At 28.7% G+C, this 12,385-nt stretch carries 13 protein-coding genes and 1 tRNA gene; 13 read left to right on the top strand and 1 reads right to left on the bottom strand.

Features of this window, described 5'->3' with window-relative positions; all coding sequences use genetic code 11:
* The first annotated feature begins 108 nt into the window (after positions 1 to 108).
* From CLCHR_RS10970 to CLCHR_RS10930, 9 genes are all read left to right on the top strand, one after another.
* Positions 109 to 1,260, top strand: a complete 1,152-nt coding sequence (locus CLCHR_RS10970; RefSeq protein WP_079439845.1) for a double-cubane-cluster-containing anaerobic reductase — start codon at positions 109 to 111, stop codon at positions 1,258 to 1,260.
* A 29-nt stretch (positions 1,261 to 1,289) separates the two neighbouring features.
* Positions 1,290 to 2,048, top strand: coding sequence for an acyl-CoA dehydratase activase (locus tag CLCHR_RS10965; RefSeq protein ID WP_079439844.1), 759 nt, complete (start codon positions 1,290 to 1,292; stop codon positions 2,046 to 2,048).
* A gap of 58 nt (positions 2,049 to 2,106) precedes the next feature.
* Complete coding sequence (locus CLCHR_RS10960; protein WP_079439843.1) at positions 2,107 to 2,682, top strand: nucleotidyltransferase family protein; 576 nt, start codon at positions 2,107 to 2,109, stop codon at positions 2,680 to 2,682.
* A 99-nt stretch (positions 2,683 to 2,781) separates the two neighbouring features.
* Positions 2,782 to 3,825 (top strand): XdhC family protein, encoded by a 1,044-nt coding sequence (locus CLCHR_RS10955; protein ID WP_079439842.1) that lies wholly within the window; start codon positions 2,782 to 2,784, stop codon positions 3,823 to 3,825.
* 83 nt (positions 3,826 to 3,908) lie between these two features.
* Positions 3,909 to 4,934, top strand: coding sequence for a molybdopterin-binding protein (locus tag CLCHR_RS10950; protein ID WP_079439841.1), 1,026 nt, complete (start codon positions 3,909 to 3,911; stop codon positions 4,932 to 4,934).
* 18 nt (positions 4,935 to 4,952) lie between these two features.
* Positions 4,953 to 5,429 (top strand): cyclic pyranopterin monophosphate synthase MoaC, encoded by a 477-nt coding sequence (gene moaC, locus CLCHR_RS10945; RefSeq protein ID WP_079439840.1) that lies wholly within the window; start codon positions 4,953 to 4,955, stop codon positions 5,427 to 5,429.
* Between the two features lie 62 nt (positions 5,430 to 5,491).
* A complete protein-coding gene (gene moaA, locus CLCHR_RS10940; protein ID WP_079439839.1) occupies positions 5,492 to 6,469 on the top strand; it encodes a GTP 3',8-cyclase MoaA in 978 nt (325 codons plus the stop codon).
* 2 nt (positions 6,470 to 6,471) lie between these two features.
* Entirely contained in the window at positions 6,472 to 6,903 is a 432-nt protein-coding gene (locus CLCHR_RS10935; protein WP_079439838.1) for an MOSC domain-containing protein, read from the top strand.
* Between the two features lie 141 nt (positions 6,904 to 7,044).
* Positions 7,045 to 7,425 (top strand): RidA family protein, encoded by a 381-nt coding sequence (locus CLCHR_RS10930; RefSeq protein ID WP_079439837.1) that lies wholly within the window; start codon positions 7,045 to 7,047, stop codon positions 7,423 to 7,425.
* 152 nt (positions 7,426 to 7,577) lie between these two features.
* Here CLCHR_RS10930 and CLCHR_RS10925 read toward each other — a convergent pair whose 3' ends face one another.
* Positions 7,578 to 8,645 (bottom strand): NAD(P)H-dependent flavin oxidoreductase, encoded by a 1,068-nt coding sequence (locus CLCHR_RS10925; RefSeq protein ID WP_079439836.1) that lies wholly within the window; start codon positions 8,643 to 8,645, stop codon positions 7,578 to 7,580.
* 239 nt (positions 8,646 to 8,884) lie between these two features.
* On the opposite strand from CLCHR_RS10925, the gene CLCHR_RS10920 reads away from it, so the two are divergent.
* The 4 genes from CLCHR_RS10920 (at position 8,885) to CLCHR_RS10905 (ending at position 12,210) form a co-directional block, all read left to right on the top strand.
* Positions 8,885 to 8,959: transfer RNA gene (locus CLCHR_RS10920), tRNA-Trp, on the top strand.
* 353 nt (positions 8,960 to 9,312) lie between these two features.
* Positions 9,313 to 9,798 (top strand): DUF3850 domain-containing protein, encoded by a 486-nt coding sequence (locus CLCHR_RS10915; RefSeq protein ID WP_079439835.1) that lies wholly within the window; start codon positions 9,313 to 9,315, stop codon positions 9,796 to 9,798.
* Between the two features lie 74 nt (positions 9,799 to 9,872).
* Positions 9,873 to 10,115 (top strand): hypothetical protein, encoded by a 243-nt coding sequence (locus tag CLCHR_RS10910; protein WP_079439834.1) that lies wholly within the window; start codon positions 9,873 to 9,875, stop codon positions 10,113 to 10,115.
* A 1,078-nt stretch (positions 10,116 to 11,193) separates the two neighbouring features.
* Positions 11,194 to 12,210, top strand: a complete 1,017-nt coding sequence (locus tag CLCHR_RS10905) for a hypothetical protein (protein WP_079439833.1) — start codon at positions 11,194 to 11,196, stop codon at positions 12,208 to 12,210.
* The last annotated feature ends 175 nt before the right edge of the window (positions 12,211 to 12,385 follow it).

The following is a 12,385-nucleotide window of genomic DNA, read 5'->3' as shown; positions in this document are numbered from 1 at the left end:
GAAGAAAAAAGAAAAAAGTTAACAATTTATAGGAAACATCAGAGATTTAAGAACTTTTATAAAAATATAGAGTATTACTTAGAAGCTATACAAAAAATGGAGGCAATTATGGAATTACAAAAGAAATTACCTGAAATATTTGAAGAATTTGCTGAAGGAAGGAGAAATGCCTTTATTAAAGCTAAGGAGCTTAAGGATAAGGATGTACCACTAATAGGTGTGTTTTGTACTTACTTTCCACAAGAAATAGCATTAGCTATGGGGGCTGCTACTGTTTCATTATGTGCAACATCAGATGAAACTATTGCCGATGCTGAACAAGATCTCCCACGTAATTTATGTCCTTTAATTAAATCAAGCTATGGTTTTGCTAAAACCGATAAATGTCCATTCTTTTTCTTTTCAGATTTGATTGTTGGTGAGACAACTTGTGATGGGAAAAAGAAAATGTATGAATATCTTTCGGATTTTAAACCAGTACATGTTATGGAGCTTCCAAATTCCCAAAGTGAAGCAGGACTCCAATTGTGGAGGCATGAAATTATAAAATTAAAGTCGACTTTAGAAGAAATGTTTAATGTGGAAATAAGTGAAGATGATATAAGAAAAGCTATCAGGGTAAAAAATAACGAACGGAAAGCCTTAAAGAAGTTTTATGAATTAGGTAAAAAAGAACCGGTTGCAATGCTTGGTCAAGATATATTTAAGGTTATAAATGGGACAACTTTTAGTTTCGATAAAGAACAAATTCCAAAACAAATGGATGAATTAATTGAAAAGATTAACTCTGAATATGAAATGGAGAACAAATATGAATCTAAGCCGCGTATATTAATTACTGGTTGTCCCATTGGTGGCGCAGCAGAAAAAGTTATTAAAGCAATTGAAGATAATGGAGCGTACGTAGTTGCTTTTGAAAATTGCAGTGTTGCGAAAGCAGTTGATGAGTTAGTAGATGAAGAAAATGCTGATGTTTACGATGCTCTTTCACGTAAATATTTATCAATTGGTTGTTCTTGTATGAGTCCTAATCCTAATAGAATTAAACTTCTTAATAAAATGATTGATGATTATAAAATAGATGCTGTAATTGATGTAATATTGACAGCTTGTCATACGTATAGTGTAGAAACATTATCAATTAAGAGATTTGTAAACAATGAAAAAAATATACCATATATGAGTGTTGAAACAGATTTTTCTATTAATGATGTAGGCCAATTAAATACAAGAATGGCGGCATTTATAGAGATGCTTTAAGCATAGCTATGAATATAAGGTGATAGATTATGAGTAAATATACTTTAGGAATTGATTCTGGTTCCACAACTACAAAAGGTGTATTATTTGATGGCAAAACAATTGTTAAGACTATGATTATAAAGACATCTGCAAAACCCAAAGATAGCATTCGTAAAGTCTATGATGAACTCTATTCTAAGGATGTGAAATATACTATAACCACCGGGTATGGTAGAAGTTTATTAGCGGAAGCAGATAAAACCATCACTGAAATAACTTGTCATGCGCAAGGTGCAGTATTTCTTAATCCTACTATTAGAGGAGTTATAGATATAGGAGGGCAGGATTCTAAAGTTATTTTGTTAGATAACTCATTAAATGTTGTGGATTTTTTAATGAATGATAAATGTGCTGCCGGAACGGGAAGATTTGTTGATGTTATGATGAGAATTTTAGAAGAAGATATGAGGAATATTGATGATTTTGTAAGAGATAGAAATCCAGTAAGTATATCTAGCATGTGTACTGTTTTTGCTGAAAGTGAAATTATTAGTCTTCTTGCAAAAGATATTCATAGAGGTGATATTGCCCTTGGAATAATTCATTCAATTTCCAAACGAACAGCTAACTTTGCACAAAAATTAAATTTGCAAGGAGACATATTTTTTAGCGGAGGATTAGCATTATCGGAAACATTTAGAACAACTCTTGAAAGTTATCTTAATAAAAGAGTGATGACTAATGAGTTATGTCAATATGCAGGTGCAATTGGAGCAGCTGCAATTGGATATAATAAAATTAAATGAAGTAATGAAAGGAAAGTTATGCAAAAAGGAATCATAGGCATAACTGAGAATTGAAGTTATGAAAATAAATTTAATTTTACTAGCTGCAGGAAATAGTAGTAGATTTCAAGGAAATAAATTATTAGCTACAGTAAGCAATAAACCTATGTACATGAATGTGGTAGAAAAAATTTTGAAAATAAATTTCAATAAGATAATCTTAGTTACTCAATATGAAGAAATAGTGGAAGCTTTATTGAAGCAAACAATTGAGGTTATTATGAATAAGAATAGTGAACTTGGCATATCACATTCTATAAGACTTGGAATTGAAGGAGATATGGAAGCTGATGCTTACATGTTTATGGTATGTGATCAACCTTTTATATCATTATCGAGCATTGAAATATTAATTGATAGATTTATAAAAAGTAATAAGGGAATGGCTTGTTTAGAGTATGAGGATAACCTTGGAAATCCAACTATATTCTCTAAGAAATATATAAATGATCTATTAAGTTTAAAAGGAGATGTTGGAGGTAAGTCCATTATGAAAAAACACCTTGATGATTTAGAACGGGTTAGAATAATGAATGAAATAGAATTGATGGATATCGATACTAGAGAAGAGTTGAAGAATTTTTTATACAGATAAAAATATTAATAAAGGCATGCGTTCAGTGTAAGTTGGACTTTTGTAGATATTTAATGCAATTAACTAAGAATAAAAAATAAAGATATGAGGTGATCTAATATGAAAAAAATTTTTTATAGTAATTTAGTCAATGCACTCAATGAAAAAGGCGAAATCAATGTAGTTACTGTAATTAGCGGAATTTACGATGGGAAAGATATTGTAGGTCAGAAGCTTCTTAAAAGTGAAAATGACATTATTATAGAGGATGAGAGCCTAAAAGACTTTTGGAATTCTATGTTGAAAACATTAGATTTTACTAAAGGAACTTGTGTAGTCAAATTAGAAAACAATATAGAATTGTTTATAGAGTATGTTGTAGGTAAACCTCATTTAGTTATTTGTGGTGGTGGACATATTGCATTACCTTTATGCAATATTGCTAAGATGCTAGATTTTAATGTGACTATTATAGATGATAGGATTGAATTTGCGAATAATGAAAGATTTCCAATAGCAGATAAAGTCTTTTGTAATGATTTTAATGAAGCAATAGAAGACATAAAGCCTAATAAAAGTACTTACTTTGTGATTATTACTAGAGGACATAAAGATGATAGAAAATGTTTGGAAAAGATATTACAAAATGATTTCTTTTATGTTGGTATGATTGGAAGTAAAAGTAAAGTTGCTTTTGTTATCAATAATATGTTAGAAAGTGGATATACAAAGGAACAAATAGACAAAGTTCATACGCCAATTGGACTTAGTTTAGGAGGACAAACTCCAGCTGAAATAGCTGTAAGTATAGCTGGAGAAATAATTTTAGAGAAGAATAAAAAAGAAAGCAGCAATATAGAGGATAATATTTTAAATGAAATACGCAATAGAAAAGAATCTATGGTTCTTACGACAATAATTGAAAAACATGGGTCGTCTCCAAGAGGGGTTGGAGCTAAGATGCTTGTATATGAGAATGGAGAATTCATAGGGACCGTAGGTGGAGGAAGCGTAGAAAATGCAGTGTATGAACAAGCGTTAGATTTAGTTAAATGTAAAAAGTCATTAGTAGAGAAATATGATTTATCAAATTCAGCTGCTTCAAAACTTGGTATGGCCTGTGGAGGAACAATAAAAGTTTTATTTGAGTTTATTGATATATAAAATACATATTTATAATACAAAACTGAAGAAAGTGAATTAGATTTATTATATAAGAAATGTGATTGGAGAGGAGGAGTGTAGCAATGAAGATGATAAAAACTATAGAGGCTGTTGGGCATGTTTTATGTCATGATATTACTAGGATAATAAAAGATGTAACTAAAGATGTTGCTTTTAAAAAAGGTCATATCATTAGGGAAGAAGATGTACCAATATTGCTTTCACTAGGTAAGGATAATATTTATATATGGGAAAAAAGTGAAGATATGCTTCATGAAAATGAAGCAGCAGATATTTTATTCAACATCTGTAAAGGAAAGAACATAAGTGGAAGTGATGTTAGGGAAGGAAAAATTGATCTTATAGCAGATGTTGATGGACTTCTACGGATTGATGTGGATAGATTAAATATGGTTAATTCATTAGGCGAAATGATGATAGCCACACGTCATAATAATTTTTCGGTTAAAAAAGGAGATAAATTAGCGGGAACTAGAATTATTCCACTAATTATCGAAAAAGAAAAGATGACTGAAGCTATAAAAATAGGAAGAAATGAGCCTCTGCTTAATATTATAAAGTTTAAGCGTAAGAAAGTTGGAATTGTTACAACAGGTAATGAAGTATATTATGGACGAATTAAGGATTCTTTTGGTCCTGTTATAATAGAAAAATTATCAGAATATGATGTTGAGATTTTAGGGCAAGAGATTGTGAATGATGATCTTCAAAATATTGGGCAAGCTATAAATAGATTTATAGAAAAAGGTGCAGATATGATAGTTTGTACAGGAGGTATGAGCGTCGATCCTGATGATCTAACACCAAGTGCAATAAAAAATACAGGAGCTGAAATTATATCATATGGAGCACCTGTGTTGCCAGGAGCAATGTTCCTATTGTCATATTATAAAGATAATATTCCTATAATTGGACTACCAGGTTGTGTAATGTATTCTAAGCGAACTATCTTTGATTTAGTACTACCAAGAATAATGGCAGATATAAAGTTAAGTAGTAAGGATTTAGCTTTAATGGGGCATGGCGGTTTGTGCTTATCATGTGATATATGTACTTATCCTAATTGTGGATTCGGAAAGGGAATGTAAAAAAGGAGGAGAATACTAATGAATTTGACCCACTTTGATAATAAGGGAAATGCAATAATGGTAGATGTAACAAATAAGGAAGTAACAGAAAGAACAGCTATTGCGAAAGGAAGAATCAAAGTAAATAAAGAGGTGTTTGAAGCAATAAAAAATGGGACATCTAAAAAAGGAGATGTTTTAGGTGTTGCAAGAGTCGCGGGAATAATGGCAACTAAAAGAACATCAGATTTAATACCAATGTGTCATGTTCTAATGATTACAAAAAGTAGTATTGATTTTGAGATGTTTGAAGAAAGATTTGAAGTTGAAGCTACATGTACTGTTAAAGTGAGTGGCAAAACTGGTGTTGAAATGGAAGCATTAACAGGAGTATCAGTAGCACTTCTTACTATATATGATATGTGTAAAGCTATGGATAAAAATATGGAGATAAATCAAGTTTATTTACATAAAAAAACAGGTGGGAAAAGTGGAGATATAGAAAACAATAGATAGATTCAATTTAATAAATAATGGAGTATAGGATCAATTTAAGCATATAAGGAGGTATACTGATTTTGTTAGATTTATATGGACGTAATATAGATTATCTTAGAATATCTATAACTGATAAATGCAATTTTAGGTGTAAATATTGTATGCCAGAAGAAAGAGTTGCTACTTTAATGAATAATGAGATTTTAACCTTTGATGAAATTATTAAAATCTGCAAGAGTGCCTCCAAATTAGGAATTCAAAAGATTAAAGTAACTGGTGGGGAACCACTACTTAGAGATGATGTTACAGATTTAATAAGGTCAATAAAAGAACTTCCACTTGTAAAAAATGTTACATTAACTACAAATGGAGTATTTCTTTATGATAAAATTCATGACTTAAAAAAAGCAGGAATTAATAGTATAAATATTAGTTTAGATACGCTAATAAAAGAAAAATTCAAAGATATAACTAGAAGAGATAAATTTGATGAAGTTATTAGAGGTATAAAAGAAACTCAAAATATAGGGGTAAAAATAAAAATAAATAGTGTTCCAATTAAGAATTTTAATTTTGATGAAATAGTAAATATTGCAGCTATAAGTAAAGATAAAAATATAGATGTTAGATTCATAGAAATGATGCCTATTGGATTAGGAGAATCCTTTAAAGGAATATCAAGCATAGAGATACTAAATATACTTGAGAAGGAGTATGGAAAATTCTCAAGATTAGAAGAAGCTAATGGTAATGGACCAGCCGTATATTATAAGAATGAACAATTTAAGGGACATATAGGATTTATAAGTGCAGTAAGTAATGAGTTTTGTGAAAATTGTAATAGAATTAGAATTACCGCTGATGGGTTCTTGAAACCATGCCTATGCTACGGTACCGGACTAGATCTAAAAGGTTTAATTAGAAATGGAATTAATGAAAAAGAATTAACAGATGAAATAAAAAAAGGCATATTAAGTAAACCAGAACAGCATGAATTCAATAAAGAAAATAAATCTAGTAATATTGAAATAAAGAAAATGTCACAGATTGGAGGATGACTATGGGGAAGGTAGTAGCTGTATGTATTAGTGAAAAACGTGGCACGCAAAAGAAAAATATTAAAGAGGGAAAATTTATAGAAAACTTTGGAATACAAAGTGATGCTCATGCAGGAGATTGGCATAGGCAAGTAAGTTTATTGTCTTATGAAAAAATAGAGGAATTTAACAATAAAGGTGCCAATGTAATAGATGGGGCCTTTGGTGAAAATCTTGTAGTAGAAGGAATTGAATTTACCAAGCTGCCTATTGGGGCAATACTAAGATGCAACGATGTTGTTTTGGAGATTACTCAAATAGGAAAAGAGTGCCACAATCACTGTGAGATTTATAAGAAAATGGGAGATTGCATTATGCCTAGAAATGGTGTGTTTGCAAAAGTTATTGTTGGTGGAAAAATAAGATGTGGGGATGATATGAAAGTTGTAGTGTAAATATTGAACATATAACATAATATGAGTACAATTGTAAGTAAGATATAAAACCTAAAGAAAATGTTGAGTTTCTCATTAACTTTTCTTTTAGGGTTTTAAATAAATAAACTATTAAATTAACTTGATTTGGAGGAATTAGAAATGCTAAAAGTAACAAATACAGAAAATGCTCCAGCAGCTATTGGTCCATATTCTCAAGCGGTAAGCTTTGGGGATCTATTATTTACATCAGGACAAATTGCTTTGGATCCAGTAACAGGGGAAGTAGTAGGAACAGACGTAGAGGAACAAGCTTTACAAGTTATGAAAAATATAACAGCTATATTAGAAGCTAATAATATTGATTTTAACAATGTTATAAAAACAACTTGTTTTCTTGCAGATATGAGTGATTTTGCTAAGTTTAATGAAGTATATGCAAAATATTTTATTAGTAAGCCAGCACGTTCTTGCGTAGCCGTAAAGGAACTTCCTAAGTCAGTCTTATGCGAAGTTGAAGTAATAGCATGTAAAAACTTATAATTTAGACAATTATAGTTGGTAAGTAAGAGAATAAATTTAAATTTTATTTTAGATAACTCTTGTATTAAAAATAATAATGTACAGAAATAAAAATTGCCACTTATCTATTATCCAAAGAATCAGATAAGTGGCAATTTTTTATCTAAGATGAATTAGGCATTTTTTAATTCAGAAACTAGCTCATCCATAAGTTCTTTAACGGTAGTTATTTTTGTTATTTTGCTTGCATTTTCACCACAGAAGATAAGACCTTCATCAAGGTTTCCTTTTACTGCATTTATTAATGCTTTACTTATACAGTAAGGTGTATTAGCAGGATTACATGGTGTTAAACAATTATAACAGTGTGTAATTTTTTCCCTTTCAACAGCAGTTCTACTAACAAATGGGTTTGTAATAGCTCTTCCAGGCATTCCTACAGGACTTTTTACTATTTGTATATTTTCCAGCGTACAGTTAACATAAGCATTTTTAAAGGCATCAGAAGCATCACATTCTTCAGTAGCAACAAATCTTGTTGCCATTTGAACACCACTAGCTCCTAACTTAAGATATTTGGCAATATCATATCCATCGAAGACTCCGCCAGCTACTACTACTGGAATTTCCTTATTATATTTCTCGGCATATTTCTTTGTTTCATCTATTATATCTGTTACGATTTTATCAAAATTAAGATTTTCATCTTCTAATTCTTCTACCTTGAATCCTAGGTGACCGCCAGCCTTTGGTCCTTCGATTACAACAAGGTCTGGGGCAACATTATCATGTTTATCCCAAAGCTTTAAAATTACTTTTGCAGCTTTTAAGGAAGAAACAATTGGCGCAATTTTTACAGATGATCCTTTTACTATTTTAGGTAGCATAGTAGGAAGTCCAGCACCAGAAATTATTAAATCAACTCCTGCTTCTATAGCAGTCTTTATATGTTCTTCGTAATTATTTGTTGCAACCATAGCATTAATACCTATAATACCATTTACTGCTTTAGCCTTTGCAAGAGTAATATGTTTTTTTAAAGCCCTTAAATTTGCCTCTAAAGGGTTCTTTTCAAAATCATCTTCTTCGTAACCAAGCTGTGCAGCAGAAATTATTCCAACCCCACCAGCATTTGCAACAGCGGAAGCTAGGCGAGAAGATGAAACACCAATTCCCATACCCCCTTGAATAATAGGAATAGGAGCAATTAAATTTCCAATTTTAAGAGAATTAAAATTCATTTTACATATATCCTTTCACGAGAAATTCGACAATAAAATATTTTGACAATCAAATTATTTTATTATATTATAGAATAATATTGATACTTAAACAAGAAGTATTTAAAAAAACTACTATTTGTAATACGTTTTCAGTAGGTAAAAAGTCTAGGAATTGAAGCAATATTTAAATATTAAAATTAATAATGATAAATTTCTTGACATAAACTATTAACACGTGATAAAATAACAAATGTCTTAGGGGTATGGCTCAACGGTAGAGTAGTGGTCTCCAAAACCATTGGTTGTGGGTTCAAATCCTACTGCCCCTGCCATAATTGTCGTAGTACGTTGTACTACGGCTTTTTTATTTTTCGTGAAAATTAACTAAAGCAATTGAAAGAATTCCGTAAACATATAGTTTTAAATATAATAATGGCATTTTCCTTTTAAAAGTCTTATGAGCTAGAATTATGATTCCGCATTATTCAGAAATGAATTTGCGGTTTTTTTTATATACTGACTATCTATAAATTTAATAAAGGAATAGTAACAACTCTTTTATGAGAGAATAATTTTATGAAACATAGTACATAAAATTATTGACTCAAAGTTATTTTTTCAAGAGTTAAAATGTTTTATAAAGCGTTTATATAAATCAAAATTTTGAGCGGAAGTAGGGGATATAATGGTGCATCAGCTGAAGATATTACCACAAGATTATAAATTAATAAAAGAAGGCAGTAAAACGTTTGAACTAAGAAAATATGATAGAAATTTCAATGTTGAAGATATACTTGTATTAAGAGAATATGGAGATATTACCGGATACACAGAAAGAGAAATCATTAAACAAATTTCTTATGTATTCAAAGGTGGAGAACGTGGATTAGATAAGGAGTTTTGTATACTTGGATTTAAGAATACTTTATGCGTAGAGCTTAAGAATACAGGAGGGAATGAAACAACGTTAATAAATCAATTAAGAAAAGTTGAAGAAGAAAATGATGAGTTTGAAACGGCAATAATTAAAAATGATATTAATAACGCAATAGAGGAATTTTGGGATAAAGTTCAATCCTCGTTAGGTGCATTGGAGAAGATAGGAATTAAGGCGGATATTGTAATTGAAGATTATCAAAAACATCTAGATAAAATTAGGAATAGATTATAGATAAGGAATAAAAAGAAAAATATAGGTCGATAATTATTAAAAAGATTTGAATATGTGAATAAGGAGGGATAAAAATGTATATGTTATCGACTGACAAGGTACATGGAACAATGGAAATCAGACCTTTTAAGGGGAATTTGAATACAAGTTATGCTAAGAAGATTCAAGAAGGGAAAATTGTTCAATTTAATAGATATCATGTTGCAAATAGACAAAGAATTTTAGAAGAGTTAGCGAATAAAATAAAAGAACAATGGATAAATGAAGCTCAAGAATCAATTAGAAGGTATAAGGATTTAAAAGTTCAAATTAAATAAAATTGATACAATCATGTATAAGAAAATTACGTAATAATTTTTATCAGTTTCATTTAATTATATTATAAGACTATAATAAGAGCATATTTATGAGAAATATTGTGATGAGTCTGGTAAATATGCTCATAATTAATATATAACAGTTGAAGCATGAAAATACGATTAAATTTTTATATAATACAGGATGAATTCATAAAGTTTTAAAATAAATTATAATGTTAGTAAGAATTTTCAGAAAATATATTGAATTCTGAAAATTATTATGTTAATATATATACAAGAAGAAAGTAAATTTCTTTTAACAAATTCTAGTCTATAAGGTTAATAAAAAATGAAATTTAAAATTTTATATCTACTCATATTAGTTAGTAGATATTACGGAAGGGGTGTTAAATTAGCAATATTATCCATAGAGTAAGGTTAAGTTGGATTTACTAAGTACAAGCTATCAAAAATATATTAGTAAGTAACTGAAAGTATCCTAAATAAATTTGTTAAGTTGGAACTTAAAGGTTTATATGAGATATCTATAATAATATTTGATAAGGATACAATGTTTTGTAGCAATTAATATAAATTAAAGGGAGGTGTGCAGGAGTAGTTATAAAAATTATGTTTGTGGAAAGGGTGATGATAATTCAAATAGATTCGGACATATTTAATAATAGATTAGAATTTGTTTAACCACTGATTAGTTAAAAAACTTTAGCTAATTAGTGGTTTTTAATTTTGAAAAATTTAAAATCTAATATTATAATTATTTATTTTAAATTCTAGTAAATATATAATTGAACATTGAAATCTATCTCTAAATAATAAGTGTATAAATTATAATTTATGGTTACCATACATAATGGATTTGAATCGTAGAATAGTATAAATTTGATTCTTGAAAAAACTTGATTTTTGTTGAAAGAAGTATATAATTTACTAATATGATAAAAACTAAAATAAAATTAGTGATTTTACGTTAATTGAATGTCATTTTGTGTCTTATATAATTTTATATAAAATGAATTCAATATTTGCATATTATAAACATATTATGGTAATAATCCATTATGAGGTGGACTACGATATGAATAAATTGATTTTATTAAATGAAATAAAAAAAGAAAAAATGAGATATAGTAATTATTCATTAAAATTAAATGGGTTTAAAAACGAACAAGAAGATAATGATAAATCATATATTGATTTCAAAGAGAAGTTCAATTGTATTCAAGATAGAGAAGAGATAATAAATTTAAATGAAATAAATGAAAAGGGGATTAAATATAATAAAAATGAGAAGAATCTAAATAAAATTATGAGAAGAATCTTTTTATTGAAAAATAATATACCTTTTATTAATTTTATCAATTCTATATATAATGATGATCTAAGTACAAGCACTAAGCTTGAGTATATACAAATCAAAAAAGTTGTAAATAAAAATGAAGTGATATTATTAAAGAATTCTGTTTACAGCGTTAGAATTTTAGTGGAAGATGTGTATAAAAAAATTGAATATAGGATAAAATTTCAAGCTAAAGATGATGAGAACTTAGCTATAATTATAAATAGAACAGATCATACTGAAACTAAAAATATAATAAGTCTTAACCAAAAGAAGAAAGAGCATAACTTAAATAATAGCTTAAAAGAATACAGTAGTGATAGATGTATTATAATGTTAAACTCTAATATTGAGGTTCCTGATGTATGCGAATTTAAATTTAATGCTGAGGGTGAAAATACAGATTGCAAAGTTACTGTAATTAAGGGCTGGAAATATGACTTTAAGCAGCTGCTCGAAAATGATATGTATCTGCTATTTCCAATGAAGGTTTTAGATCTTAAGCAAAGACTTATAAGTATAAGCAATGAATTTGCAACCAAAGAACTTGTTAAAGATGAGATAATTAGATTCTTTAAAGTTATGAATAGATATTTAAGAAAAATTCAGGAAATGAATTTAATTACCGAGAAGGATATAAATGAATTAAATTTAATTGCCATTGATTTATTGAATAACTTTATAACTGAGAAGAATAACATTTTTATCGATATAAAAAGAGATATAGAGGCTACTTTAAAGAATATCGTTGTTTAATAAAAGTAGATGAGAATATAATATATAGTAAGAATTGTTATGACAAATTACAATTAGAAAATTTATTCTCTTAGGTAAACTTAGTGGTTGAAGGGTAAATATTGAAAAATGCCCTTATATTGATAAGAATAAAATAGTATGCGAAGGTTAAAATACTAATATCGGTAGATGAAAT

Source organism: Clostridium chromiireducens (assembly GCF_002029255.1).
GTDB lineage: Bacteria > Bacillota > Clostridia > Clostridiales > Clostridiaceae > Clostridium > Clostridium chromiireducens.
The sequence above is the reverse complement of the archived record's forward strand: the minus strand, read 5'-3'. Positions and strand labels throughout refer to the sequence as shown.